At 68.6% G+C, this 26,005-nt stretch carries 28 protein-coding genes; 16 read left to right on the top strand and 12 right to left on the bottom strand.

Translation table 11 applies throughout. The features are described from left to right. Window positions 1-28: 28 nt before the first annotated feature. A complete protein-coding gene (locus CQ042_RS11670) occupies window positions 29-2,551 on the bottom strand; it encodes a transglycosylase domain-containing protein (RefSeq protein ID WP_146115386.1) in 2,523 nt (840 codons plus the stop codon). A 98-nt stretch (window positions 2,552-2,649) separates the two neighbouring features. Here CQ042_RS11670 and CQ042_RS11665 point away from each other — a divergent pair, with 98 nt between their 5' ends. Beyond that, entirely contained in the window at window positions 2,650-3,597 is a 948-nt protein-coding gene (locus CQ042_RS11665; RefSeq protein ID WP_105670649.1) for a LysR substrate-binding domain-containing protein, read from the top strand. A gap of 45 nt (window positions 3,598-3,642) precedes the next feature. On the opposite strand, the gene CQ042_RS11660 is transcribed toward CQ042_RS11665, so the two are convergent. Together CQ042_RS11660 and CQ042_RS11655 are read right to left on the bottom strand one after the other, a co-directional pair. Further along, a complete protein-coding gene (locus CQ042_RS11660) occupies window positions 3,643-4,479 on the bottom strand; it encodes a cytochrome c biogenesis CcdA family protein (RefSeq protein ID WP_105670648.1) in 837 nt (278 codons plus the stop codon). After that, window positions 4,480-5,226, bottom strand: a complete 747-nt coding sequence (locus CQ042_RS11655) for a DsbA family protein (protein WP_105670729.1) — start codon at window positions 5,224-5,226, stop codon at window positions 4,480-4,482. Between the two features lie 88 nt (window positions 5,227-5,314). On the opposite strand from CQ042_RS11655, the gene CQ042_RS11650 reads away from it, so the two are divergent. Both CQ042_RS11650 and CQ042_RS11645 read left to right on the top strand, forming a co-directional pair. Beyond that, complete coding sequence (locus CQ042_RS11650) at window positions 5,315-5,695, top strand: BlaI/MecI/CopY family transcriptional regulator (protein ID WP_105670647.1); 381 nt, start codon at window positions 5,315-5,317, stop codon at window positions 5,693-5,695. Continuing rightward, window positions 5,692-6,687 (top strand): M56 family metallopeptidase, encoded by a 996-nt coding sequence (locus tag CQ042_RS11645; protein WP_105670646.1) that lies wholly within the window; start codon window positions 5,692-5,694, stop codon window positions 6,685-6,687. The genes CQ042_RS11650 and CQ042_RS11645 overlap by 4 nt, the downstream gene beginning before the upstream one ends. Window positions 6,688-6,764: 77 nt before the next feature. Here the strand turns inward: CQ042_RS11645 and CQ042_RS11640 are convergent, their stop codons facing one another. Then, the gene (locus CQ042_RS11640; protein WP_105670728.1) at window positions 6,765-7,223 is read right to left on the bottom strand and encodes a MerR family transcriptional regulator; all 459 of its coding nucleotides are present in this window, start codon (window positions 7,221-7,223) and stop codon (window positions 6,765-6,767) included. A gap of 63 nt (window positions 7,224-7,286) precedes the next feature. On the opposite strand from CQ042_RS11640, the gene CQ042_RS11635 reads away from it, so the two are divergent. Then, entirely contained in the window at window positions 7,287-8,198 is a 912-nt protein-coding gene (locus CQ042_RS11635; RefSeq protein WP_105670645.1) for an NAD(P)-dependent oxidoreductase, read from the top strand. 72 nt (window positions 8,199-8,270) lie between these two features. On the opposite strand, the gene CQ042_RS11630 is transcribed toward CQ042_RS11635, so the two are convergent. Further along, window positions 8,271-9,173 carry an N-acetyltransferase gene (locus tag CQ042_RS11630; RefSeq protein ID WP_105670644.1) on the bottom strand — a complete coding sequence of 301 codons (903 nt, stop codon included), beginning with the start codon at window positions 9,171-9,173 and terminating at the stop codon, window positions 8,271-8,273. A 130-nt stretch (window positions 9,174-9,303) separates the two neighbouring features. Between CQ042_RS11630 and CQ042_RS11625 the strand changes: the two genes are divergently transcribed. After that, the gene (locus tag CQ042_RS11625) at window positions 9,304-10,563 is read left to right on the top strand and encodes an MFS transporter (RefSeq protein ID WP_181157547.1); all 1,260 of its coding nucleotides are present in this window, start codon (window positions 9,304-9,306) and stop codon (window positions 10,561-10,563) included. 55 nt (window positions 10,564-10,618) lie between these two features. Here the strand turns inward: CQ042_RS11625 and CQ042_RS11620 are convergent, their stop codons facing one another. Beyond that, window positions 10,619-11,584, bottom strand: coding sequence for a hypothetical protein (locus tag CQ042_RS11620; protein ID WP_105670642.1), 966 nt, complete (start codon window positions 11,582-11,584; stop codon window positions 10,619-10,621). Window positions 11,585-11,627: 43 nt separating this feature from the next. Then, on the bottom strand, window positions 11,628-12,191 hold the full coding sequence (locus tag CQ042_RS11615) for a hypothetical protein (RefSeq protein ID WP_105670641.1): 564 nt from the start codon (window positions 12,189-12,191) through the stop codon (window positions 11,628-11,630). Between the two features lie 257 nt (window positions 12,192-12,448). Between CQ042_RS11615 and CQ042_RS11605 the strand changes: the two genes are divergently transcribed. Genes CQ042_RS11605 through CQ042_RS11595 form a run of 3 tightly spaced genes read left to right on the top strand, consistent with a single transcriptional unit; the run spans window position 12,449 to window position 15,649 of the window. Continuing rightward, complete coding sequence (locus tag CQ042_RS11605; RefSeq protein WP_105670639.1) at window positions 12,449-13,078, top strand: ABC transporter ATP-binding protein; 630 nt, start codon at window positions 12,449-12,451, stop codon at window positions 13,076-13,078. Beyond that, window positions 13,075-14,577, top strand: coding sequence for a hypothetical protein (locus tag CQ042_RS11600; RefSeq protein WP_105670638.1), 1,503 nt, complete (start codon window positions 13,075-13,077; stop codon window positions 14,575-14,577). The genes CQ042_RS11605 and CQ042_RS11600 overlap by 4 nt, the downstream gene beginning before the upstream one ends. 52 nt (window positions 14,578-14,629) lie before the next feature. Next, a complete protein-coding gene (locus CQ042_RS11595) occupies window positions 14,630-15,649 on the top strand; it encodes an alpha/beta fold hydrolase (protein ID WP_105670637.1) in 1,020 nt (339 codons plus the stop codon). A gap of 60 nt (window positions 15,650-15,709) precedes the next feature. Here CQ042_RS11595 and CQ042_RS11590 read toward each other — a convergent pair whose 3' ends face one another. Beyond that, a complete protein-coding gene (locus CQ042_RS11590; protein ID WP_105670636.1) occupies window positions 15,710-16,639 on the bottom strand; it encodes an aminoglycoside phosphotransferase family protein in 930 nt (309 codons plus the stop codon). Between the two features lie 68 nt (window positions 16,640-16,707). After that, the gene (locus CQ042_RS11585; RefSeq protein ID WP_105670635.1) at window positions 16,708-17,298 is read right to left on the bottom strand and encodes a dihydrofolate reductase family protein; all 591 of its coding nucleotides are present in this window, start codon (window positions 17,296-17,298) and stop codon (window positions 16,708-16,710) included. A 112-nt stretch (window positions 17,299-17,410) separates the two neighbouring features. Here CQ042_RS11585 and CQ042_RS11580 point away from each other — a divergent pair, with 112 nt between their 5' ends. Both CQ042_RS11580 and CQ042_RS20480 read left to right on the top strand, forming a co-directional pair. Further along, on the top strand, window positions 17,411-17,791 hold the full coding sequence (locus CQ042_RS11580) for a hypothetical protein (protein ID WP_105670634.1): 381 nt from the start codon (window positions 17,411-17,413) through the stop codon (window positions 17,789-17,791). A gap of 171 nt (window positions 17,792-17,962) precedes the next feature. Next, a complete protein-coding gene (locus tag CQ042_RS20480) occupies window positions 17,963-18,493 on the top strand; it encodes a hypothetical protein (RefSeq protein WP_181157546.1) in 531 nt (176 codons plus the stop codon). A 6-nt stretch (window positions 18,494-18,499) separates the two neighbouring features. Here CQ042_RS20480 and CQ042_RS11570 read toward each other — a convergent pair whose 3' ends face one another. Continuing rightward, the gene (locus CQ042_RS11570) at window positions 18,500-18,913 is read right to left on the bottom strand and encodes a hypothetical protein (protein ID WP_105670633.1); all 414 of its coding nucleotides are present in this window, start codon (window positions 18,911-18,913) and stop codon (window positions 18,500-18,502) included. A gap of 68 nt (window positions 18,914-18,981) precedes the next feature. After that, a complete protein-coding gene (locus CQ042_RS11565; RefSeq protein WP_219844849.1) occupies window positions 18,982-20,238 on the bottom strand; it encodes an MFS transporter in 1,257 nt (418 codons plus the stop codon). A 140-nt stretch (window positions 20,239-20,378) separates the two neighbouring features. On the opposite strand from CQ042_RS11565, the gene CQ042_RS11560 reads away from it, so the two are divergent. The 4 genes from CQ042_RS11560 (at window position 20,379) to CQ042_RS11540 (ending at window position 24,056) form a co-directional block, all read left to right on the top strand. Beyond that, complete coding sequence (locus CQ042_RS11560; RefSeq protein ID WP_105670632.1) at window positions 20,379-20,957, top strand: TetR/AcrR family transcriptional regulator; 579 nt, start codon at window positions 20,379-20,381, stop codon at window positions 20,955-20,957. A gap of 299 nt (window positions 20,958-21,256) precedes the next feature. After that, complete coding sequence (locus CQ042_RS11555) at window positions 21,257-22,375, top strand: hypothetical protein (RefSeq protein ID WP_105670631.1); 1,119 nt, start codon at window positions 21,257-21,259, stop codon at window positions 22,373-22,375. Window positions 22,376-22,394: 19 nt separating this feature from the next. After that, complete coding sequence (locus CQ042_RS11550; protein WP_105670630.1) at window positions 22,395-23,144, top strand: helix-turn-helix domain-containing protein; 750 nt, start codon at window positions 22,395-22,397, stop codon at window positions 23,142-23,144. Between the two features lie 372 nt (window positions 23,145-23,516). Continuing rightward, window positions 23,517-24,056, top strand: coding sequence for an SRPBCC domain-containing protein (locus CQ042_RS11540; RefSeq protein ID WP_105670628.1), 540 nt, complete (start codon window positions 23,517-23,519; stop codon window positions 24,054-24,056). An 85-nt stretch (window positions 24,057-24,141) separates the two neighbouring features. Here the strand turns inward: CQ042_RS11540 and CQ042_RS11535 are convergent, their stop codons facing one another. Then, complete coding sequence (locus CQ042_RS11535; RefSeq protein WP_105670627.1) at window positions 24,142-24,903, bottom strand: hypothetical protein; 762 nt, start codon at window positions 24,901-24,903, stop codon at window positions 24,142-24,144. A gap of 154 nt (window positions 24,904-25,057) precedes the next feature. On the opposite strand from CQ042_RS11535, the gene CQ042_RS11530 reads away from it, so the two are divergent. Beyond that, window positions 25,058-25,537: a MarR family winged helix-turn-helix transcriptional regulator gene (locus tag CQ042_RS11530; RefSeq protein WP_105670626.1), complete on the top strand. Its 480-nt coding sequence runs from the start codon at window positions 25,058-25,060 to the stop codon at window positions 25,535-25,537. Between the two features lie 116 nt (window positions 25,538-25,653). Further along, window positions 25,654-25,974 (top strand): multidrug efflux SMR transporter, encoded by a 321-nt coding sequence (locus CQ042_RS11525; protein ID WP_105670625.1) that lies wholly within the window; start codon window positions 25,654-25,656, stop codon window positions 25,972-25,974. Window positions 25,975-26,005: the final 31 nt, after the last annotated feature.

The following is a 26,005-nucleotide window of genomic DNA, read 5'->3' as shown; positions in this document are numbered from 1 at the left end:
CCACGGTGCCACCGCCCACCCCGTCCTCCTAGTCGTCGCCCTCTTCGCCCGGGCGAAGGATCACGGCGCCCCCTCGCTCCAGGAGCCCGCCCGAGGGCTCCTGGGACGAGACCGTGTCGTCGCCATCCTCTGATCCGGGGACGGCGCCGTCGAGGCGCACCGTGAACCCCAGCGCTTCGAGTCGCGCGGTCGCCTCCTCGACGGGCATCCCGACGACGTCGGGGACCTCTGCGTCGGAGCGCTGCGTCAGGCGGGCGTCGGCTTCAGCGAAGCGATCGCCGCCGAACAGGCTGTTGGCGGCGCGCTGCACATCGCGCGCCAGAGCATATCGGCGCTCCCCGAACCGTCGGGTCATGTCGCCGAGCCCGGTCGCGTTCCCGACCCATGCTCCGGTCGCGACCTTGGTGCTGGACTCGATCATCCACGTCTGCTGCACCTCGTGCGATCCGGTCTTCCCCAAGATCGGGGTGCCGTCCCGGGGGTTCGCCCGCGACCCCGTGCCGCCGTTCATCACGTCCTGCAGCACGGAGGCGGCGGTGGCCGCCACGCCGGCGTCCAGCACGCGCGTGCAGGCACCGGGCGGCGGAACGATCTCCTCGCCGCTGGAGTCGACCACGCGTTCGATCGCCGTCGTCGGGCAGTACATCCCCCCGCCGGCGACGGTCGCATACGCGTTGGCCATCGCGAGCGGAGACACGTTCGCGGAGCCGAGCACCGAGAAGAGCGTGTTCATGGTCAGGTCGCCGCCCGCGGAGTCCTGCACCCCGAGCCTGCTCGCCACCTTCGAGATGTCGCAGAGGTCGAGCTGCTCCGCCATCGCGAGGTATCCCGAGTTCAACGACCGCGAGGTGAACTCCGCGGGTGTCCCGACATAGCCGGGCTGGTTGCCCCAGTTCCTGATGACCGCGTTGCCGTGGTTCACCCAGTCCCCGTCACAGGAGTTCTTCACCCGCGGAATGGCGCGGACCCGCCCGTCGACCCTCTCGTTGATGGAGTGTCCGGCCTCGAGCCAGGCCAGCAACGTGAAGAGCTTGAACGTGGATCCGGCGTTGAAGCCCGCCGCACCGCCCCGCGTCGGATCGCCCGCATAGACGAGCGCGGAGTAGCTGGGGTCTCCCGCGTGCGACGCGTCCTCGGTGAAGTTCGTGTTCTGCGCGACGGCCAGCACGCGACCGGTGCCGACTTCGACGCTGACGGCGGCTCCGCCGAGATCGAGCCCGTCGGCGGAGGCGGGCACATGCCGTTTCATGGCCTCGGTGGCCGAGCTCTGCAGCGAGGAGTCGAGCGTGGTGTGGATCTGCAGCCCACCCTGCCGCAGCCGCGTCTCGCGTGCGACCGCCGTATCCCCGAATCGAGGATCGCTGCGGATGCTCGCGATGACGTACTGGCAGAAATATGCGGCATCCCCCGTGCTCGCGCACCCGCTGGTCGGAGGCGTCACCACCGGGCTCACCGGGGCGATGACAGCCTCCGTGTACTGCTCGTCGGCGATCTTCCTGTCCTCGTGCATGCGGCTCAACACGTAGAGCTGTCGCCCCTTCGTCTCGCTGTAGCCGTCGGCGGCGTGGACGTACTGCTCCTCGGTGATCGCGCCGTCGCCGCGCAGCGTGTCGAGTGCAGCCAGCGTGCCTGCCGAGACGTCGTCGACCGATCCGTCGGGCGCTCCGTTCACGCGCTCCCCCGCCGCCGTGGCGATCGACCCTTCCGGGCGGTCGATCCGGTAGCTGTTCGGGTTCTGGACGACTCCGGCGAGAACCGCCGCCTGCCCCACCGAGACTGCGGATGCGGACGTGTCGAAGTAGTACCGCGCGGCCGCCTCGATGCCGTAGACCGTTCCCCCGAAGTTCGCGATGTTGAGGTAGCGCTCCAGGATCTCGACCTTCGAGTAGCGCTTCTCGAGCGCGATCGCGTAGCGCATCTCCTGCAGCTTCCGGATGTATCCATCGCTTCCCTCGGCGGAGGTCACCTTGCTCCAGCACTCCTGGAGAGTCTCGGAGCCGCCCTCCGTCTTCTCCGGTGAGGTCGCCTCGAGCTCGCAGCGCTGCACGAGGACGTTCTTGACATACTGCTGCGTGATCGACGATCCGCCCTGGGTCTGCCCTCCCTTGACGTTTCCCAGGACCGCCCGCGTCGTTCCGATCAGATCGATCCCGCCGTGGGTGAAGTATCGCGGGTCCTCGCTGGAGAGGATCGCGTCGATCATCGTCGGCGAGATCTGCTCGTACGTCACCGGTATCCGGTTCTGTTCGTAGAACCGGGTGAGGACCCTCTCCTCGCCGCTCTCGGCATCGCGGGCGTACACGGTCGTCGGAAGCATCGACTGCTCGATCGTGAGGTGCTCGGGCAGCTCCTCGAACAGGTCGAGCGCCACGCTCCCCGCCTGCCCCGCGAAGACGAGACCGGGGACGAACGGCAGCACGACCAGGATCCCCGCGACCATGCTCATCGCGATCAGACCCGCCAGGCCGCGGATCACGGCACCGGCCGAAGGACGTGAGACGTCGTGCGTCGTCGAAATCGCGCGGGGGAGATCAGAAAAGCTGTGAGACACGCTTCCAGCTTCCGTTGCAGCGTTAGATAAGTACAGCGAAGAGAATTCACCTAAACTGGTTAGGCACACTAACCAATACCGCCGGTCGAGGAGTCCCTGTGCTCAATGTGAACCGTCTCCGGATCCTGAGGGAACTCTCTCGACGCGGTACTCTCGCGGAAGTCGCGCGAGCACTCAACTACACCCCGTCCGCCGTGTCCCAGCAGCTCAGCGCCCTGGAACGCGAAGTGGGGATGACCCTTCTGGAACCTTCGGGGCGTCGCGTTCGGCTCACCGGGCCGGCGATGCTGCTCGCCGAACGGGCCGACCTGATTCTCGAGCAGATGGAACTCGCCGAGGCCGACCTGCAGAACCTCGCCGGCACGACGAGCGGCCTCGTCCGGGTCGGCTCCTTCCAGAGCGCACTCATCGAGCTCGCGCCGGCGGCGCTCACGCTCCTGTCACAGCGCCACCCGCACCTGGTCGTGGAGCTCTGCCATCGCGAGGTCGATGAAGCACGAGACGGCCTCCTCGCCCACGACTTCGACATCGTCCTGGGGGAAGAGTTCCCCGGTGGCGAGCAGCCGCCGACCGCGGGGGTCCACCGCCAGGACTTCCATTCCGAACCCCTGCATCTCGCGCTGCCCGATTCGGAGCGTGTCGGCGACCGTGCCGGCTCCACCACCCTGAGCGACCTCCGGCACTGCGGCTGGGCGCTCGATCTGCAGCAGTCGCGCATGGGAGCGTGGGCGAGGCAGAAGTGCCGCGAAGCGGGTTTCGAACCTCGCGTGGTCTGCGAGTCGCCGGACCCCCTGTTGATGCTGCAGCTCGTCCGCTCCGGACACGCCGCGGCCTTCATCCCGGCGCTCATCACGCAGGCCCGATTCGGAGGTGTGGAGGTCGTCGCTCTCGCCTCCGAGCCCCACCGGACGCTGTACACCGAAGTACGCGCCGGTCGACAGGAAGGTGCGGCCATCGCCGCCGTTCAGAAGGCCTTCGCCGATGCCGTCGCCGCCCACGCCAGCGCGGTGCCGACCGCCGTGCTCGCTTCCGCCGCGCTCCCCTGAGCCGCACCCGCACGCGTCGAGCGAACCGGCACCGCCCTGTGCGCCTCACTCCCGCGTGAGCGCCCTGCGACGACGGAACGCCCAGATCGTCAACGCGAGGATCGCGAAGGCGAGGATCGCGACGATGTCGACGATCGGATCGGCGAGCAGCGCGCCGCGCTCCTGGACCCAGGCCTGCACGTCCGTGGGAATGAGGGAGGGCATGCTGACGAGGCCGTTCGTGAGCCAGAACAGGATGCCGACGGCGACCACGAGCACTCCGGTGATGACCGATGTGGTGTGGAACTCCCGGCCGAGGACCGTGAAGGAACGCCCACGCAGCAGATGCCGCCCGCGCAGGCTCATCCTCTGCCAGACGGCGGCGATGACGACGAGGGGCACGACCATTCCGGCGCCGTAGACCGCGAGCAGCGCGCCGGCGCTCCACGGATTCCCCTGTGCCAGTGCGAGCGTGAGAATCGCGCCCAGGATGGGGCCGGCGCAGAACCCGGCGACACCACCGACCGCGCCCAGGAGGAGCGTGCGCACGAAGCCGGTCCTCGCAGACGCGCTCTGCTGCACGCGCGCTGCTCCGGGCAGCCAGCGGGACAGGTCGAACCCGATTCCGAGGATCTGCAGGACGCCGAGGCCCACGAGGACGACGGAGGTGATGGCGATGATGAGGCCACGTTCGGAGACGAGGAGTGCGCCGAGCGCGCCGATGCCGAGTCCGAACGGAACGAGGGTCAGCACCAGCCCCAGGTAGAAGACCGCGCCGTGCACCAGCAGCTGCCGCTTCGTTCCGACGGTCGAGGCGAAGAAGGCAGGGAGCAGGAGCGCACTGCAGGGACTCAGCAGCGCCAGCAGCCCGCCGAGGAAGGCCGTGAGCAGTCCGACCTCCATCTACTTCTCCGCCTCGCGCAGCGCCGCCTCGACGGCGTCGATGAAGACCGAGGTCGGCTGCGCTCCGACGAGCGGGCGCCCCGCGAGGAGGAAGGACGGCGTCCCCGTCACACCGAGATCACGTCCTTCCTGGGCGATCCTGGCGACCAGTTCCTGCACAGCCGGGGAGTCCATGTCCGCGGCGAACCGGTCGGGATCCAGTCCCAGCTCAGCGGCGATGTCGACGAGCGATTCCGTGGTGAGCTGCGCCTCCGTGAGGTGCTCCCCGCCCGGGTACAGAGCGTCGTGGAACTCCCAGTACTTCCCCTGGAGTCCGGCGGCATGCGCCGCCGAGGAGGCGCGTTCCGACGAAGGGCCGTACATGTTGATGTCGCGCCACTCGATGCGCAGATCGCCGGCTTCGGCGTACTTCATCATCTCCGGCAGAGTGCTGTGGGTCCATTTCGCGCAGAAGGCACACTGGTAGTCCGAGTACACGACGAGCGCGACGGGCGCATCCACCGGCCCTGCGGCTTGGACGTCCGCCGGGTCCCGGTACTCGAGCTGCGTGAGATCCGGCACGTCGGATGGCACCACCGTGATGCCGTCGACGGAGTCGGTGTCGGTGTCGGCTGCGGGGTCTTCCGGACGCAGCTGCAGGATCACCAGCACGATCAGCAGCCCGGCGATCACCAGGATGCCGATCGGGACGAGCCATCCTCGAATCCCCTGCACCGTCCGCCCGTTGCCGCGTGATTCCCTGCTCATGCCCGACCTCTCGATGCTCTCGACTCCCACTCGACTATCTTCCATAGTCGACTATGCCGAGTAGTAACCTATCAGGCATAGTAGAGACATGACTTCGGACGACGAGCCCTGCGGACCGCTGCGGCTCGGACCTCTGGAACAGCAGGTGATGGACGCTCTGTGGGATGAAGGACCGCTCAGCATCCGCGAGGTCATCACGCACCTCGGAGCGAAACACGCGTACACCACGATCGCCACGGTCCTGGGGAATCTCGAGCGCAAGCAGGTCGTCCTGCCGCAGCGCGAGGGTCGGGCGGTGAAGTATGCGGCGCGCTGCACCAGGGAGCGGCACGCGGCCCGCCTGATGGAAGAGGCATTGGCCACCAGCCACGACCGGGCCGCCACGATGCTGCACTTCGTCGACGCCATCGCCGACGGCGACCTCGAACGCCTGCGCGAGTATCTCGCACGACACGAGGGCCGCCCATGACGGCCCTGCTCTCTCCACTGCTGCTCGCCGCAGCGCTCGTGGCGACCGCGCTGGGCGGACCGATGCTGCTGCGGGGCGCTGCTCCCGCGTTGATGCGCACCCCGCGGACGGCGGTCGCACTCCTCCTGAGCGCCGCCGGTCTCTGGCTGATGGCGACGGCCGCGCTGAGCCTCCTGCTCGCCTGGCTGCTCACCGGTCCTGCGATCCTGCCCGCTCCCGTCGCCGGCGCCTGCCAGCGGTGCCTCGACGCCGCCACGCCCTTCCCCGCCGGCGACCTGATCGACACCATGATCCCGGTGGCACTCCTGCTTCTCCTTCCCGCTGCCGGCCTGCTGGCACTCGTCGGGCTCGGCATCGCGCGCGGCGTGCGACGCCGCATCCGGAATCGAGCCGTCGCACGCGGGATCGCGGATCGTTCACGGCGTGCGTGGGTCCAGGGACATCAGGTGCTCCTGACGCGGGATCCGCATCCCACCGCCCTCTCCCTCCCCCGCAGCCTGGGCGGAATCGTGATCTCCGAGTCCCTGATCGACGCACTGACACCCCCGGAGCTCGCCGCCGTGCTCGCCCACGAAAGAGAGCACGTGCACGGGCGGCACCACCTCGTGCTGGCGATCCTCGACGCCCTGGTCGCTCCGCTGCGCGGGGTTCCGTTCCTCGCGGCGATCGTCGACGCCGTGCCGCACTACCTCGAGATCGCGGCGGACGATGCCGCCCGCCGGCGCACAGGGACTCCCGCCCTCGCGAGCGCGCTGCTGAAGCTGGGAGAGCCACCAGCGAGTTCGACGGCCGTACCGGGCGGGGTCGCCGGAGCGCTCCACGCCGCGGGCCCCGACCGCATCGGACATCTGGTCGCACCGACGAAGATCGGCGCCGCCGCCGCGCCCGCATCCCTCCTCGGCGCGGCCGGCATCACCCTCGCCGTCTTCACCGCGGCGATCCATCTTCCCTACCTGAGCGTCATCCTCGACGGCTGCCATCTCGCGTACTGAACCTTGTCCCGGGCCGCGGTGAAGCGCGCGGGGAGTCGCCTCATCGGAGACGACGATCCGGAGATCCGCACCGCCGGCTATCGGGACACGGCCCCCTCGAGGGATGCGAGAGGCGGGCGGTCGGCGGCGAACGGGGTCGCGGCGCACTCGTCATCTTCGAAGACGTGCGCCTCGACCACCTGTTCCGGCGGGGCCGCCGCTTCGATCGCATCCAGCACCGAACGGGCCGCCATCAGATCAGCGATCGATTCGTCGATCCGTGCCCGTTCACGCTCGATGTCGGGCAGCAGTCCCGCGCACCCGGGCGCCAGGCTCTGCCCCTCGCCGACCATGCAGGGCAGGAGCGCGGCGATGGTGCGGGTGTTGAGACCGGCAGCCAGCATCCGCCGGATGTTGCGCACAGTCCGCACATCCTCTTCGCTGTACTCGCGGTATCCGCTGGGACGTCGAGAGGGCTGGAGCAGCCCCTGCTCCTCGTAGTAGCGAAGGAGACGCACGCTGACGCCTGTCTGCGCGGAGAGGCTTCCGATACGCATGTGCTGACCGCCGTTCACAGAGGAGTTGACTCTCACATCGATGTGAGACTCTAACGTACGGGTATGACCTCACCACACGCACCTGGACAGGAGGCTGGTCGCGTCAGCCTCATCGGACTCGGCCCGATGGGGATCGCCCTGGCCGAAGCACTCCTGGGGAATGGACACCACCTCACCGTCTGGAACCGCACGCCCGAGAAGGCCGACGACCTGGTCGCCCGAGGAGCGCGACGCGCGCGTAGTGCGACCGAGGCCGTCGCGGTCAGTCCGACCACGATCGTCTGCCTCGACAACTACGAGACGCTGCAGCGGGTGTTCGCCCCGTCGGACGGATCGACCGCGGGCGGCACGGTGATCAACCTCACGTCCGGCACACCGAACGAGGCGCGCGCCGCTTCCGCCTGGTTCGCCGATCGGGGGATCGACTATCTCGACGGAGCCGTCATGGTCCCGCCTCCCGCCGTGGGAACCCCCGGGGCGGTCCTCCTGTACAGCGGCGCGCGCGATGTCTTCGACCGGCATGCCGGAGCCCTGGCGAGCCTCGGCGAACCGCGCTATCTGGGCGACGACGTCGGGCTCGCAGTGCTCTACAACACCGCGCTGCTGGAGATGATGTATGCCACTATGAACGGCTGGCTGCACGCCGCGGCCCTCCTCGACTCGGCGAACGTCTCCGCGCAGGAGTTCTCGGAACTCGCGCTCGGATGGTTCATGCCGGCCGTGGTCGACTACGCGTCTCTCGCGGAACAGGCGCCCGAACTCGACGCCGCCGAGTACCCCGGCGCCCTGGGCACCTTGGCGATGAATCTCAACGCGCTCGAACACATCGCCCGCACGAGCGAAGAACAGGGCGTGCACACCGACCAGCCGCGGGTGATGAAGCAGATCGCCGAACAGGCGGTCGCGGCGGGGTACGGCACCCAGAACTACCTCGCCGTCTACGAGCTGTTCAAGGCCGCACGGACACGATCCTGATCCCCCGAACCGGATCACCGCCACCTCGCCGGACGCACGGCCCCCGGCGACGAGCGCCGGGGGCCGTGACGCCTAGAGCTGACGTCGCCAGCCTCGGGTGGTCGAGGTCACCTCTCGGAATCCGAGTCCGAACAGCTGCTCGCACTCGTCGGCATCGGCGGGGTCGACCGCCACGATGAGTCGCGCCACGTCGCTCGACGTGAGCCACTCGTGAAGGTCGCCGAAGAGTCGCACGAGCACGTCGGCGTCGTCCGCCTCCCAGTCGGAGAGCTCCGCGAAGCGAGGTCCAGCCGAGTGACGTTCAGCACGGTTCACGGTCAGATCGACTTCGACGTATCCCGCGGTCTCCCCATCCCGGGTCGCGATGAAGCGGATGCCGTGAGCGCCGAGCTCGCGCGTCGACGCGACGTCGGACGCGGCCGGAGGATCCGCGATGGACGCGAGCCCGGAGGTCGTCGCCAGGAGCACGACCTCCGTCGGTCCATCGTGCGAGAAGCCGGCCCCTTCCAGGGACCGTCGCACATGCGGCCACGATGCCGGGATCCCGTACACACCGGGGAACGGGAGCTGTCCGTCGGCGTATGCCGTCGTCACCGCCCACGCGCGCAGCTGCGCCAGGCACGCGCGCATCAGGGTCTCGGCGGCGGGATCTCCACCGTCATCCCCCGGCACCGACAGCGCCCACTGGATCAGCCCGGCTCCTCGATAGTCGTCGCTCACGCGCGGATGCTCGGCGAAGCGCTGCAGGTGGGCCGCGGCGACGATGCGCTCACCCTGTTCCACGACGATCGTGGCGCGCTCCACCACCCAGGGATCGACGATGTACTCGTCGGGCTGGCGCTCGAGGCTGCTCAGCACGGCATTCACCGAGACACGTGCGCCCGGAATCACCGAGGAGAGATGGGCATTCACCAGGTCGGTGAGCTGGTCGCGGTCGTCGCGTCGGAAGAGTCGGGCGCGGGGTACGGTATTCATGATCGGCCTCCAGAGAGATCAACAGGGAAGGCCGCCACCGGATGCGGTACGCACTCACCGTACAGGCGTTCGGCTCGGTGAGCAAAGCCCGCGGGTTCTCACCCCCGACGACTCAGAATCGGTAGTGCACATGACGGACAACCTCCGCGACTTCGGCCGGGCGGGGCTCTTCTGGCTTGCCCTGGCCAACTTCTCCATGGGCATCGACGGCTACGTGCTGGCGGGCCTCCTCCCCCAGATCGCCTCCGATCTGGAGGTGAGCTCGGCCGCGGCGGGCCAGCTCGTCGCGGTCTTCGCACTGACGGGAGCATTCGCCGGGCCCGTGTTGAGCGCGTTCACGGGTCGCTGGGAGCGCAAGGCGACGATCTCCCTCGCGTTGCTCGTCTTCATCCTCGGGAATCTCCTGGTGGCTCTGGCCCCCGACTACTCGTGGGCCATCGCAGGCCGAGTGGTCTCCGCCCTCGGAGGCGCCCTGCTGAACGCCGTCGTGAGTGCCTATGTGATCGCCCGCACACCCGTCGAGCACCGAGGTCGCGCGCTCTCCTTCGTGCTCGGCGGCTGGCTGGCCGCCACGGCGCTCGGCGTACCGCTGGGCCTCGTCATCGGGCAGGCGGACTGGCGGGCGCCGATGTTCCTGGTCGCCGGAGTGGGTCTCATCGCGCTCATCGGGATCATGATCAAGGTGCCCCGTCTGACGCTGCCGGCCCTTCCGCTGCGCGAGAGCGTGCGCCCCCTGGGGCAGCCGCGGGTGCTGGCGGCCCTCGTGATCCCGATCGGCATCATGTGCGCGAGCTACCTCTGCTTCACATACGCCGCGTTCATCCTCGAGCCCCGGATCGGTGCCGGGCTGCCGATCATCCTGGCCATGTTCGGTTACGGCCTCATCAGCCTGCTGGGCAACGTCGTCTCCGGTCGCAGCATCGACCGGCTCTCCCCCGTGCGGGTTCTGGCCATCATCATCGCCTCCCTGATCGTGGTCGCGGTGATCGGGACCGTCGGGATGACGCTGCCGGGGGCCGTGGGCATCGCCGTCGCGATCGTCTGGTTCTTCGGCTGCGCATTCTTCAACGGCGGGATGGGGGTGCCGCTGCAGGCACGCCTGGCGGCCATGTCGTCGGGTTCTCTGACGATCCTGCTCGCCCTCAACGCGAGCGCGATCACGCTGGGAAGCGCGTTCGGCGGAATGCTGGGTGGGGCCATGCTCGCCACCGGGTTCTCGCCCGAAGCGCTCATCCCCTCGGCGGGAGCGATACTCGTCGTCACCGGGGTCATCCTCTTCGGGACCACCCGCACGCGCGCGAATCGCGCCACGGAGGAGTTCGACCCCGCCGATGCGAGTTCCGATCAGGTGGCGGGAGACCGAAGCCTCGGAGGCCCGGCGTCGCCGTGAGCGCGGGCGACGGTGCGCGCCGTCGCCCGCGCACGCCCCGATCATTCGACGGCGTTCACACGCCTCTGCCGAAGCCGCTCCGCTCCAGACGGAGCCGCAGCTCGCCGTACGTGGGCGCCAGACGCCGAAGGGCCTCCGCGCCGTCATCGAACCGTCCGGTCACGACGGCATGCTGGAGCCTGCCCACCAGGCGCGCCTGTGCGAGCATGACGTCCGCCGCGTCGTCGAGCCCGATCCGGAGCATGCACCCGGCGGCATCCGAGAGGCGGCGAGCCCCGACCCGGATGGCGAACTGCACGAGATGCTCACGAACCTCCTCGTCGGGCCCTCGCTCGAGCAGGGCGGCGAGCGCGAACGCGGCATCCGCATTGGCCAGGCCGTCTTCGACGGGAGGATCGACGTGGAGCCATCGGCGCGACGCGCGGATCGAGCGCGCGATGCTCTCCGCCTCGCTCGGCCTCGCCCGTCGCACGAATTCCGCGCGCATCGAGAAGGGATGGCCGTAGTCCATCCCCCTCGCCTCCCAGGCCTCGAGGAAGTCCGGTAGCGCGATGTGCGAGAACGGGTGTCCCTCCGGGTCATGCGCGATCACGCCCTCATCGTCCACGGCGAGCGCGATCAGATAGTGATCGGCTCCGACGGGCTGCGTCGTGCCGGGGAGGTGGCGGAGGAACCCCATGTCGACCGGCCCCACGAGCACGGGTCCGTCGACGAGGTGCGAGCGAAGACGAGCGATGGCCTCCGCCGGCGCACCACCGTGCGTGAGCATGGCCGACCACCCGAGATGCGACAACGCTGCGTCCAGTCCGAGCTCCGGCGTCCAGCCGTATGGGTCGAAGTACGGCAGACCGTCGACGAGCTGCATGCCGAACGCGCTCCCCGTCGCCGTCTCCACGATCGCGGCGCTCGGCGCCTCTGCGCCGAGCATCATCGCCAGCGAATTCGAGTAGCAGTAGGGGCCGGAGCCGTAGTACGCCGTGCGAAGGTTCCGGGCAGGTCGTGGCAAGGCTTCTGTGAACATGCGTCGATGATGACAGTTTGGGCTCGATTTCGCTGGTGCCGTCTCAGAGCACGGGAAGGAGCTCGTCCCGGATCCAGCTGCGCAGGGACGTGGGCGTCGTCGTGACGACGGAGCGCGGCTGCTCCGGAATGAACCCGTCCCGCAGCCCCGTCGACATCTCGAGCACGGCCTCGGCCATGGCCGGCGGCATCCCGGCCGCGCGGTACTGCGCCGCCATCTCCTCGTCGGAGATGCGCTCGACGCGCAGGTCGCTTCCCGTCTCATCGGCGAGGATCGCAGCCACCTGCGCCCAGGTGAGGTCGGCCGGCCCGTGGACGGCCTGCACGCGGCGCCCACTCCACTCGGAGTTCAGCAGTGTCATCGCGGCCACCTCGGCGATGTCGCGTGGGGCGACCCAGCTCATGGGGTGGTCGCTGGGGAGGACAGTTCGCAAGAGGCCGGCCGCGATCGACTCGGCCTCGAAGAGCAGGTTCGTGAAGAAGAACCCGCAGCGCAGGTGCGTGACCGCGATTCCGAGCCGATCGAGCGCGACCTCGGTCGCGGCCAGTCCATCGATCTCACCGGCACCGTGTCGCTTCTCTGCGCCGACGCTGCTCTGGAAGACCACCCGCAGATTCGCGTGGGATTCTGCCGCCGCTCGAATCGCTTCCGTGGCTCGCGCATAGTCGGCGAGCGGATCGTCCGATTCCGCAGGCGGATCGACCCAGTAGACGGCGTCGACGCCGGCGAGGGCGGCGGAGACGATGGTGTCCCCACCCTAGGAACGGGCACCGACATCTCCGACGGGCGGCTCGCGAGCGACTTCGGCGCCTCCTCGGAGTCGACTCGCCTCCTCGTCCGTGGCGACCTGCGAGGATGATTCGCATGATCGAGGTGGATGAGGTCACGGTGTCGGCGGGCGAGGTGACGCTTCTGCGTCCGGTGACGGTGACGGCGCCGCGGGGTGAGGCTCTGGTGATCCGCGGCAGGAACGGCGCCGGCAAGTCGACCCTGCTCCGTGTGCTCGCCGGCACGCGGAAGCCGTCGAGCGGGACGGTTCGGATCGCCGGAGAAGCGGTGGCTCCGCGTGACCGGGGTTTCCGGCGCCGCGTCGCCACGATGATCGGCCTGCCTCCGATGGCGCCGGACCTGACGGTGTCCGATCACGTCCTGCTGGTCGCGACGACCTGGCTGGACGATCCGGATGCGGCGACCGCGCTCGCCCGTCTCGTCCTTGCCGAATTGGGTTTGACCGCCTTCGGGCAGCGGTTCCCGCACGAGCTGTCGTCGGGGCAGACGCAGCTGTTCGGCATCGCCCTGGTGCTCGCTCGGCCGTTCGACGTGCTGATCCTCGATGAGCCGGAGCAGCGGCTGGATCCGGAGCATGTCGAGTCTGTGATCCGGGTGCTGCGCGCGCGGCGCGACGAGGGTGCGGCCGTCGTCGTCGCCACGCACAGCCCGGTCCTCGCGGACGGGCTCGCCGACCGCACGCTCTGGTTGGATGCCGCGGCATGACCCGTCGTGCATCCGCGGCGATCCGGATCTGGCGTGCCAGGAACACCCGCACTGGCGGCGATCGGGGCTATACGGTCTACATGGTCCTGATGGTCGCGCTGGTGGCCGTGGCCCCGGTCGCACGAGCTGCGTGGCTGACGGTGACGAGCACGGAGGGCATCTCGCTCCTCTCCTCGTCGGCCGCGACGGAGATCACCGTCCTCGTCGTCGCGGGCCTGTGGGCGGGTGCGCTGCTGCTGGGTCGCGACCGCGGTCCGGCCCTGCATCCCCCGTTCCTGACACATGCTCTCGCCACGAGCGAACTGGCCGGATCCGACGCGTTCCGGGGCCCGATGCTGCGCGCCGGTGCTCTCGTGACCGCGGGGACCTCAGCGATCGCCGCGCTGATCGGTGCCGGCCTGGCATCCAGCGGCACGGTGGACCCCCTCGCCGCGGTCGCCTTCGTCGCCGTCGGCGCACTCGTCGGCGTGATCACCACCGTCGCCTGGCTCGCCGGCCAGGTGTTCCCCCGCGCTGCGGTGGCTCTCGCTTTCGGCGTCTTCGTGTCGGGGGTGATCACCGCTGCCGTCCCCGCGCTGACGGCGTTCACTCCCTGGGGATGGGTCGGACTCGCCTATCCCGGCAGCGGATCGCCGCACGCACATGCCGCGCTGATCGCGTTGATCGCGTTGAGCGCGATGCTCGTGATCTCGACGCCGCTGCTGATGAACCGGCTCGACCTCGCGGAGCTGATGGCCCAGGCCGCGCGGTGGGACTCGGCGACCACCCATGCGACGGGTATGGATTTCGGCGCTGCCGCGACCATCTACCAGCGGCGACCTCACTTCGGTCGCCGGTTCCGCGCCGTCCGCCCGCTCCGACGACAGGCCGTGATGTTCCTGGTCCGCGATGCGATCGGGGCGGTCCGCACACCGGGCCGCCTCGTCATCGGTGTCCTCGCTCTCGCCACGGCAGGCGCACTGACCGCACTCGCCTTCTCCCCGGCCTCGCCGGGCTGGGCGATGGGAGCGGCGGCCGGAGTGATCCTGTTCGCCGGGCTCGGCCCCCTCACCGACGGCATCCGGCACGCCGCGAGCATCGCGTCCGATGTCCCGCTCTACGGGGTCGGCGACGAACAGCTGCTCGCCAGACACGCGTCCTTCCCGCTGGCCGTCCTGATCATCGTGCTGCTCGCGGCGTCCGTCGTGTGCGCGGTCACGGCGGGGCTCGCGGTGGCCGGGCCGATCACGGGTTCGCTCGCACTCGGGCTGCTCGCCCTCGTCGCCCGAATCAGCGACGCGGTGAAGGGTCCGCTTCCGCCCGCGCTGCTCACCCCGACCCCGACGCCGATGGGCGACCTCGGCGCCGCCGTGCGACTGGCCTGGTCCTTCGACGGCCTGCTTCTCGCCGCATTCGCCGGCGCCGCCGCAGCACTCGTCTTCGAGTCTCCCCTCCTGCTCCTCGGCGCCGCCGTCGTCCTCGTCGGCATCGGCCTCAACCGCTGGCGACACCGCGCGTAGTCCGGAACGATGGCGGCGGCGAGGAGTCGACTCCGGTTCTAAGCTGACCGACATGAGCGAAGAGACCGGCCGAACCGTCATCGCGGATCTGTGCCGCATTCCCAACCCCGACGCCATCGATCGCACGGAATTCGTCACGCTCGGCGGTGTCGAACAGTTCGTCTCGATCCGCAGCCGGAGCACGGCGAACCCGGTGCTGATCGTCTGCCATGGTGGACCGGCGCTTCCTTCTCTGCCGTCGTCGTGGATCTGGCAACGAGGAGTGGAGGAGTACTTCACGGTCGTCAACTACGACCAGCGCGCCAGTGGCAGATCGGCGGCGAGCGCAACCGAAGGAATGGATCTGAGCCTCGACAGGTATGTCGATGACCTCATGGAGCTGATCATCTGGCTCCAGCACGAGCTCGGCGTGGAGAAGGTCGGCGTTCTCGGCCACAGCTGGGGAACGATCATCGGTCTCACGGCGGCGGAGCGACGCCCTGACCTCCTGTGGGGCTACATCGGGGTCGGCCAGGTGATCTCCGGCGCGGAAAATGAGCGGGAGAGCTTCGGGTTCGCGCTTCGGAGCGCCGTCGCCGATCGGAACGACGCCGCCGTCGCGGAGCTCCGGGCGCTCGGCGAGTACCCGGGCACGCAGCCGCTGACCACGGAGCGGATCGTGACCTGCCGGAAATGGGCGCAGCATTACGGAGCGCTATCGGCATATAGATCCGACTCCGTGTACTTCCTGGAGTCGCAAGAGCTCTCGCCCTACTACACGGAGGAAGACCTGAGGCTGATCGGCGTCGGACAGCAGGCGACGATGCCACAGGTCCTGCCCCAGCTGCTGTCCTTCGATGCGCGCGAGCGGGTCGCGTTCGACGTGCCCCTGCTGCAGTTCCTCGGACGCCACGACTGGACGACCCCGACGCCCCCGGTCGAGCGCTGGCTCGAGCGAGTGGCTGCGCCGTCGAAGGATGTCGTCTGGTTCGAGAACTCGGCGCACCTGTGCATGCTCGAAGAGCCGGGCAAGTTCGTCATCAGTCTCGTGACTCTGGCGCTGCCGCACGCCGTCGCCCGCGCGACGCGATAGCGCAGCCACCGCTCGGCACCCCGACCGGAACGGTGTCGGCGGTGAGGAGTCGACTCCGCTTCAGCCGACGGCGACGAACGACGCGAGAGCATCGTCCACCGTCTTCGCGGACGCGGCGATGGCGGTGTACCCGTCCTCGACATCCCACAACGTGTTCTGCAGCAGACGAGCGCGCGTCCACACGGCTGCGCGGTCACGGTCGAGGTCGAGCATCTCGGTGAGGATCTCGAATCGTCGACGCACGATACGTGGTGCGTCGGCATCGGCGGGATCGACGCTCCACCCGCTGTCCAGGGCAGGCCAGAGGTCGAACCCGGGATCACCGACGAGAGGCTCCGGATCGATCGCCAACCAGGGCTCACGGTCGGCGGCGAGGACGTTCCCGTAGTGCAGATCCCAGTGCAGGAGACGATCCCCGGGTTCGGCCCCCACCTCGTCGACCGTGCGAACCCATCGATCGAGTCGAGCCCGGTCGGCACTGTCGAGAATCCGCATCGCCTCGGGCGCATCGTCGATCATCCCCGCGACGATCGTCCCGAGACGCGGAAGCCCGTCGGGGGCGGGCACACCGTGCAGGCGCGCCAGGAGTCCCCCGATCACACGAACGGCATCGTCGTCGTCCTCGACGACGTCGAGACTGCGATCAGCATGGAGGCGCTCGATCAGCATCCCTCCCCGGTCGGCGTCACTGTCCAGGAGCCGAACCACCCCACGGCCGTCCCATCGGGTGAGACCGAGGATCGCGGCCCTGGTCTCGGCGCGCGGCACCTGCAACTTCAGCGCGGCAGGCGTCCCATCGGCGCGATGCACCGGCACGACGATGCCCGCCTCCCCCGATCGCACCTCGCCTTCCGGCCGAAGACCCCAGGTGCGAAGAAGGTCGTGAGCGACCGACGGCACCGTGCTCAGCCATTCACGGGTCGCGTCATCGCCGGCGTCGAAACCTCGGAGGACGGCAGCGGGGATGGTGAACTGTTCATCTCGGCCCATACTCGACAGTTCACCACAACGACCGGAGGAGACGGACCACCGTCCCCTCCGGTCTCAGACCTCAGGCCTCAGACCTCGCGCTCGCGGGTGTAGGTGAGGATGACGACACCACCCGGCGAGACCACGCTCTCGCTGAGCACGAATGAGGCCGCTCTGCTCTCCTGATCGAACATCCGCTTCCCCGCTCCGAGCACCAAGGGGAAGATCAGGATGCGGTACTCGTCGACGAGGTCTTGCGCCGCGAGGCCCCTGACCAGCGTCCCGGCGCCGAAGACGACGAGATCGCCGTCGGTGCGCGCCGCAAGGTCGACGACAGCATAGGGAAGGCCTCCGTCGATCGCGTGGGAGTTCTGCCACGGAGACTCGAGGGGTGACGATGTGACCACGTATTTCGGCATCCGATTCATCGCGGCGATGGCGGGGACGGAGTCGTCGGCCCCGGCCCACGCGTCACGGAGGATCTCGTAGGAGCGGCGCCCCAACAGCATCCCCGCCGCCCGAACCGTCGCATCCTGCATGAAGCCGTCGACGACGTGATCGCTGCGGGGCGGCACCCAGCCCCCGTGCGCGAAGCCGTCATCCCTGTCCTCGTCGGACGAGAGCGGCGACTGGATCACCCCGTCGATGCTGCTGAAGTTCACGACGACGATGCGTCCCATCTCAGACCTCCGTAAATCAGTGCGGTACACGTTGATGCAACTTTAGGGTTGCATCAACGTGTGTGCAACCCTACAGTTGCTCTCGACCGAAAGATCCCACGAAGGAGCACCCATGACCGTTCCACGCCCCGCCTTCTCCGGCGGTCGCAACATCGCCCTGAAGGTCCCGCCGCATCGCTACGAAGCGACGATCGGCTTCTACCGCGATGTCCTGCAGCTTCCCGCCATCTCCGGACCGGAGGGCGATGCCGTCGGATTCGAGTTCGGTTCCTGCAATCTGTGGATCGACCGCCGTCCGGAGCTGTCCCAGGCGGAGATCTGGCTGGAGGTCGTGACCTCCGACACCGAAGCCGCTGCCGCGCTCCTGGCGGAAGCCGGAATCCCTCGTCGCGACGAGATCGAGGATCTCGGCAACGGATTCGACGGATACTGGGTTTCGTCGCCCGCCGACCTCATCCATCTCGTCGACTCCACAGAGCAGTCCTGGGCCTGATCGTCGTCGCGGCCGGAGTCACACGGGGCCGCCGCGCTGCACGAACAGTCGCTGCGCGGATAGCCTGATGCCATGAGCATGCGGGACCGGCAGCGAACCTGGACATTCGCGGGCGCAGGACTCGTCTTGTGCGGGGTGGCCGGAATGGCGCAGAGGAGCCTCGGGGGAACCATGGGCTCCGATACCATCCGCATCGTGATCGACCTGATCTTCGCGGCATCGATACTGCTGTTCGCGTTCGGCCTGTCGCGTGACGCGAGCGTCGTCGGACGGAAGCCGCTCGGAGTGACGGCCATGACGGTCGTCGCACTCTGGCCCCTCGCCGAGTTCGCCGCCACACGACTGTTCGCCCTCGGGCCGCTGACCGACGAGACCGTCTGGAGAGTCCACGGCTATCTCGCTCTGATCGTCCCTGCGGCCGCGGGCCTCGTCGCCGCCGTCCAGATCGCCCGCAGCGACGAGGTTCCTCAGCCGTGGCGGTGGGCTCCGATGTGGGTTCTCGGCGGGTACCTGGTCACCTGGGCGATACCGCAGATCATCTTCGTCACCGAGCGCCCCGAGAGCATCCAGGCCTTCGCCGATCTGTTCCAGCTGCTCGGAGCACTGGCCGCGCTCGCGGGAACGCTCGGCCTGGGCATCGTCGCGCTCGTGCTCGCCGCGAGGCAGAGACCGGAGAGCGTCGAGGTCTACCGCTCTCCCTGAGCTTTCTCAGGCGCAGGAGAGGTCGGAGTACACCTCGATGACCCGCTCGATATCCGGATAGCCGGCATCGTCGAGCGCGGCCCGCACATCCTCGCGCACAGCTTCCAGGTATGCGGATCCCCGGAGACGGTTCTCCGACAGCGAGTCGAGGTCGGGATCATCATCGAGAAGGCGGTACCACTCCGACCACTGAGACTCGCTGACCGTCGCCTCCTCGAGCGCTTCCGCAGCCACGCGGCCGGCTTCGGCGGGCGGGTCATCGACGGCAGGGCCGAGCCACCAGCTGATCTCGCAGGTGCCGTCCGTCACGGGCACCACTTCGGAACGATCGGGACCGGTCACCGGAGGCAGCGCCCCGCATCCGGTCACGACGGCCAGCCCGGCCAGGAGGGAAGCACCGAACAGTGCACGTCTACGCATGCGGCGATCCTAGATGGCCCTTCCGAACGAGCACTGATGGTCGAGACCGCCTCGTCGAGCGGGGGCGTTCACGAGCCACTCGCCTCTTCCCGGGCGACTTCGGCCTCGGGATCGACCGATGCTCCGCTCCCGGCCGCGCCCCGACGAGCGGAGATCCGCCCGGCGGCGAACGAGGCGAGCAGCGCGCCGGCGGAGATCACCGCGGCGATCCACAGAACGCTCGCGGGGCCGACCACCTCGATCGCGATCGCCCCGACGGCCCCCGAGGCAGCGATGGCGAGGTAGAGAACGGACTGATTGAGCGAGAGCAGGATGGCGGCGCGGGCCGGGTCGACGGCCAGCACACGGTGCTGCTGGGGAGCGGTGATGGCGAAGGCACTCGCCCCATAGACGGCGCTGACGACGAGCGACCAGAACAGATCTTCCCGAACCACCGCCATCGCTGCGAGGCTCAGGGTGAGGACGATGAGCGCGCCGGCCACGACGACGCCGCCGCCGTGCCGGTCGACGAGGCGTCCGCCGAGAAGATTGCCGATCACTCCGGATACGCCGAAGGTCAGCATCACGAGCGACAGTCGCACCCCGTCGCCGCCGGTCGCGGGTTCGAAGACGGTGCCGACGTACGTATAGGGGATGTAGACCGCGGTGAAGGCCACGAGAGTCGTCGCGAGAAGCGCTCGCACCTTCGGTTGCGCGAGCGGCCCGACGATGCCGATCACCGCACCAAGGGCGTTTCGTGAGCCGATGTCGGAGGCGGAACCTCCGAGCGTCCGAGGAACGAGGGTGGCGATGCCGACGAAGCCGATGGCGGCGACCGCGCCGGCGAGCCACATCGTCGAGCGCCATCCGAGCTCTGCTCCGATCGCCGTCCCTGCCGGCGCGCCGACGGCGACCGCGATCGTGAAGCCGCTCACCACCGTGGCTATCGCGCGGCCACGCCGCCCCTCCGGAACCATCGCCGCCGCGGCCACGGCGGCGTTCGGCACGAAAACCCCCGTGCCGACGGCTGCAGCGACCTGCGCGAGCAGCACCAGAGCGAAATCGGGTGCGGCCGCCGTCCCTGCGGTGCCGACGATGTAGAGCGCAATCGCGGCCGACAGGACGCGGCGCCGGGGCCATCTCGTCGTCAGAACCGTAGCCACGGGCCCGGCGACCGCGCAGGTCGCCGCGAATATCGTCACCACCTGTCCGGCTTCGCCCGCGCTCAACGCGAACTCCTCCGCGACCTCAGGGATCAATCCTGCGAGGACGAATTCCCCCGTCCCGACCGCGAACACGCCGAGCGCCAGCATCCACACGACCGGTGTTCTCGTCTCTCGATGCATGCGGTTCCTTCTCCCCGTCCGTGGCGGCATCGCCGATGATCTCAGATGGCACCGATCGGTACCGTCTGAACGCTACCAGCGACAGCGCGCAGAGGGAACCATCCGGTACCATCTGGGCCGCGCCGCCGTAGACTGAGGGCATGGCCGTTCGTGCTCGCGAGAGACTTCTGCGCACCGCGCGAGAACTGTTCTACGCAGAAGGAGTCCGCGCGGTCGGTGTCGAGCGCCTCCTGCAGACCTCCGGCGTCGGGCGCGCCTCGTTCTATCGGCATTTCGCGAGCAAGGCCGAGCTGGTCACCGCGATGCTCAGCGAGTACGACATCGAGTATCGCGAGCGGCTTCAGGCACGGGTCGAGGAACTCGGCGGTGCCCCTCTGGCCGTGTTCGATGCGGCCGCCGAGGATGCCGAGCACAATCGGTACCGCGGCTGCGCCTTCTTGAACGTCCTCGCCGAGTCCACCGAGCCCGAGCAGCAGATCCGCCGCGCCGTCGTCGATCACAAGCAGGCGATGACGGACTACCTCGCCGACCTGCTCGAGAGCAGCAACCCGTCCGAGGCAGGAGCGCTCGCGGCGCAATGGCTGCTGCTCCTCGACGGCGCATCATCGGCCGCTCGCTATCGCCGGGACACCACGTCCTACACCGAGGCGAGGCAGCTCGCCGAAGCCACCCTGAGACGGACATCGACGACGACCGAGACCGGCCTGACCGGCCCATGATCGGCATCCGGCGTCAACACGGCGGGCTCGTCCGAGTTCCCGTTCCGCCACTGCGGCGGGCACGGTCGGCTCGACCGACGCGTCGGCGTCGCGGGCCAGGACGTTGTTGACGCCAGTCCCTGGAGACCCGCTGCCCCTGTATTCTGACGTCGTGCACAGGCAGCAGCGATTTTCGAACCCCCGGCCGGGATATGGCCGCGGGGTCTTCGACATGCGCTCCTAGCGCATCAGGTCTCCGCAGGCACGGCCGGGGGAAGTTCTCACCCTTCGCCATCTGCCATCGTTTCGGAGACCTTCTCATGTCGCACGCCGACCATCTGACTTCCGCCCAGCTCTGCCGCGCACTGAACCTGCGCGACCTCACCGACCCCGCTCAGGGCGCGCACGCCATCCAGACACTCCTCGGATCGGTGGTGGCCTCGTTGCAGTCCGAGTGGGGCGCCACGGTCCGCCAGGTGCGCAACTCGCCGATCGTCCCCGTACGCGAGAACTACGATCGCCTCGGCTACGGCGGCGGAGACGTCACGCGTGATCGTCGCTACACCCGCTACATCAGCCCGACCGTGATGTTGCGCAGTCACACCAGCGCCGAGCTCCCGCACGCGCTCGGCGACTACACCGCGGGAGGCGACGTCGATGAGCTGATCGTCGCGCCCGGCCTCGTCTACCGGCGTGACGCCGTCGACCGCAGCCACGTCGGCGAGCCTCACCAGGTCGATCTGTGGCGCATCCGCAGCACTCCCGAGACGGACGACGACGACATGCTCGCGATGATCGCACTCCTGGTTCAGGCAGTGCTGCCCGGCGCCGAGTGGAAGACGACGGATGCCGCACACCCGTACACCGTCGGCGGGCGACAGATCGATGTGCTCCACGAGGGCCGATGGCTCGAGCTCGCCGAGTGCGGGCGCATTCATCCCGACGTGCTCCGCGGATCGGGCCTCGACCCCGAGCGGTGGTCCGGACTCGCGCTCGGTATGGGACTCGAACGTGCCCTGATGCTGCGCAAGGGCATCCCCGATATCCGGTATCTCCGGGCGGAAGACCCGCGCATCGCGACGCAGATGCTCACCCTGGAACCGTGGCAGCACGTCTCCCCGCTCCCCGCAGTGCGACGCGACATCTCCGTCGTGCTGGCCGCTCACGAGGACGAGGAGACGCTCGGCGACCGCATCCGCACCGCCCTGGGAGACGACGCCGACGTGATCGAATCCGTCGACGTCCTCGGCCGCACCTCCCACGAGGAGCTTCCCGAGGCCGCACGATCGCGCCTGGGCACGCAGCACGGCCAGGTCAACCTCCTGCTCCGGATCGTTCTGCGCCCCATCGATCGCACGCTCACCTCGGTCCAGGCCAACACGATCCGCAACGCGATCTATCAGGCCGTGCACGAGGGGCCCGTGCGAGAACTGATCTGAGCCGGGAGGAGAGACCGTCATGACATCACGCCTGCACGCCAACGCGCCACTCTCACCCGAGGAACGCCGCCGTCTGGTCGAACGCTGCCGAACCCGTCCGATCGCGCACGTGGCCGAGGAGATGGGCGTCTCCCGCGCGACCGCCTCGAAATGGGTGAGCAGATACGAGCGGTTCGGAGACCTCGGCCTGCGAGATCGCTCACCCGCTCCGTTCCGACAGCCGTCGGCGACGCCTGGACGGCTCGTGGAGAAGATCCAGTCGATGCGCCGGAAGCACGGGTGGTCGGCGTCCCGCATCGCCCTCGAGCTCGACCGCGAGGGAACACCCGTGAGCCGTCGCACCGTCAGCCGCCTGCTCGCCCAGCTCGGACTGCACGCACCGGACGACATCGACCCTCGCGGCGCGACGACACAGGAGCGTGAACGCCTCACCGCCACGAGACCCGGGCACATCGTGCAGATCGATGCGAGAAGGGTGGGCAGCGCGAACGCCGACGAGATCTTCCTGCACTCGGCCGTGGACCGCTACTCCGAGATCGCCTACGCCGAAACCCTGCCCGACGATGCGGTCGCGACCGTCATCGCTTTCCTCCGCCGGGCGAAGGCGTCGTTCGCCGCCCAGGGCATCCCCCGCATCGAGAGGGTCGTGACCCCGGACGGCGCCTGCTATCGGACCGCCGCTTTCCGCGAGGCGCTCGGCACGAGCCCCCACCCGCCGTCCGCGTGGGAGGCACCGCCCACGCGCGCCGGCCACGGAGTCCAGAGGTGAGCGGATCGCGGGGCCCCTCATGCGGCTGATCGAACTCCTCGACGCCGCAGGCGCGTCCCGCTCGATGTGGGTGAACGTCGATCATGTGATCAGCGTCACGCCGATGCATCGCGACGCCCCACCGATGGTCATCGCCGAGGCGGAGGTGAGACTCGACGGAGCACCCTCGCTTCGAGTGGCGCTGGGCGAGCACACCTCCGCTCGAGACGCAGAAGAGGCGTTCCGGTCATTCCTCGAATACCTTCAGCAACACGGAGGAGTGACCTCCCCAGCCTCCCCGCAATTCACTCTGCGCGGGAGGTCGAGCGGGCCGATCTCTGTTCCTCACCGATAGCAACCTTCCGACGAGAACCGGAAGAAGGACTCTGCGACATGGCAGAAACAAGCGGCGGAGCAGGCAGCGCCCTCTCACATTCCGAGCTCAGCAACCCGGTCAGACACGCGGAGTTCACCATCAGCCGGCGCCTCGCGACATCACGGGCGACGGTGTTCTCCGCTTTCGAGAGCGACGAGATCCGCCGACGCTGGATACGGCTGCCCGGGCGGGAAGCAACGTACCGACACGATTTCCGCGTCGGTGGTGGTGAGGATGCACGAAGCACATTCCTCCTGCCGGACGGCACCGTCGAACAGATCCGCAACAGATCGCACTATCTGGAGATCGTTCCGAGCCGTCGGATCGTCTTCGCCTACGAGGCACTCGTCGATGCTGCCCCACGCTGGATCTCTCTCGTCACCGTGACCTTCCTCGACAACGATCTGTCGGGATGCGATCTGGTCTGGACGGAGCAGGTCGCTTTCCTCACGCAGAGCGGCGATGGCAGCGCAGATCTCCCCCACCTCCGAACCGGCACGGCGTTACGGCTCAATGGCCTGCCCGTCGCCCTGGGCGTCGAAGGATCGGTGCGGTGACACACGCGCGATTCGTCCGGTCCGTCACGTGATCGGGCGCGTCATGTGATCAGGTCGGGCTCGATGTCGACGGCCGGACGGCCAGTCAGTCGGCGGTCTCCCGATCGGGGATCGCCAGCTTCTTCTCCACCCACTCGAGGGCGCTCACATGTTCGCCGCCCAGGTGGGTGTACACCAGGAAGGTCAGGACGGCGATCGCATCCTTCTCGTCCTGCGTGAAGACTCCGGACTCATCCGGCACGAAACCGTCTTCCCGTTCGCGGCGGAGTTCGCGGTTGAGCCCGACGACGAGGTCGACGAGGCTCCCTGCACGCCAGTGCTTCGCGGACGCGGCGCCGTCGTACTTCCCGGCGGCTTCCCCGCCGTCGAGTGACAGGTAGATGAACTGCGCATCGGAGGCCAGGCTGAGCTGCGGGAAGTCCCTGTCCCACCACTTCCAGCCGTAGTACGCATCGATCTGCCAGACGGCCTCGGGCTTGACGCCCTGGGCGTTGACCTTCCCACCCTCGACCCCGTACGAGGGGTCGGCCACGGCGTCGTGAACCGCCTTCGCCCGCTCGTCTCCTTCGCGCGTGGGGGCCTTCTGAACCGTGATCAGGGCGGTCGCCTGCGCGGCTGCGAACAGCTTCGTCTCGATGACGACCTGGATCTCGGAGCCGCCCTCCTCGAGGAGCACGACATCCGGACTGAACCCGTCGATCGGCAGGTAGTCCAGAACCTTCTCCCCGATGTGCTGCGGAACCCCGAGCAGCTGGGCCGCGTGGCGGGTGAGCTTGGGCCTGAACGGAAGGAACAGCCCCCGCAGCGAACGGTTGACGAGGTTCTCATGGGACACGGCCATGGCCATCGGGGGCTCCTTCTTCGGGGCAGTGCCGGCGGAGTCGGCGCCGGGCCGTGGGTGTCAGTCACCCCCACGGTAGCGGGCACCGGCGACGTTCCTCCGCACGCCAAGCTCCGAAGAAGGGTTGACGCGCGCACGATCACACCCTTAAAGTAACTGCATGCACAGTCAGGTATCTCAGATCGATCGATCCGAAGCAGCGACGGTCGCGCACTCGTGGTCACGGGTGGCCCTTCTCGCCTCCACGATCGAATCGAGCCTCGACAAGTGGCTCGGCGACACCTACCGGGTGGGCCTCACGGAGTACCGGGCACTGGGCTTCCTGATCCACGCCGCAGACAAGGAGCTACGCGTCAACGACCTCGCGCAGCAGGTGGGGCTGAACCCCAGCTCCATCACCCGACTCGTCCACCGCCTCGAGGCCAAGGGGTTGGTCCGACGGGATCTCTGCGCCGACGACGGACGCGGGGTCTATGCGGTGATCGAGGAATCCGGCGAAGCGCTTCTGCGCGAGATCACCCCCACCTACGAACTGCGCCTGCACGCACTGCTCACCGAGCTCGGTGCACATTTCCCCCATCTCGCGAAGGACGCGACCAGCGCCGCGCTCACGCAGGTGCAGGCACTGATCGACTCCTGAACCGCCGCCTCGGCGCGGCCCCCCTCACGCCTTCTGTCCAAATACCTGCATGTACAGGCAACTACTATTTCGTACCATGTCCGTCGGCATCACTCGCCGACACGAAAGGAACCGTCATGAGCTGGCTCTATCTCGGCATCGCCGTCATCTTCGAGGTCGCCGTCGGCCTCGCCGCGGGCAAGGCCAAGGGCTTCACCCGCCTGTGGTGGACGATCGCCACCCTCGTCAGCGGCGCCATCGCCACCTTCTTCCTCAGCCTGGCCCTCCTCACCTTCGACGTCGGTGTCGGATACGCCATCTGGACCTCGGTCGCCGGCGTCGGAATCGTCATCGTCGGAGCCCTGTTCTTCTCCCAGCGCCTCACCGGCAAGAAGCTCGTCGGCATCGCGGCCATCATCGCGGGCGTCATCGGGCTCAACCTCGCCGGCAGCATCTGACCCCCTCCCCCACCCCCTTCGAAAGGACCAT

The sequence above is a fragment of the Microbacterium sp. MYb62 genome (assembly GCF_002979475.1).
Classification (GTDB): Bacteria; Actinomycetota; Actinomycetes; order Actinomycetales; family Microbacteriaceae; genus Microbacterium.
The sequence above is the reverse complement of the archived record's forward strand: the minus strand, read 5'-3'. Positions and strand labels throughout refer to the sequence as shown.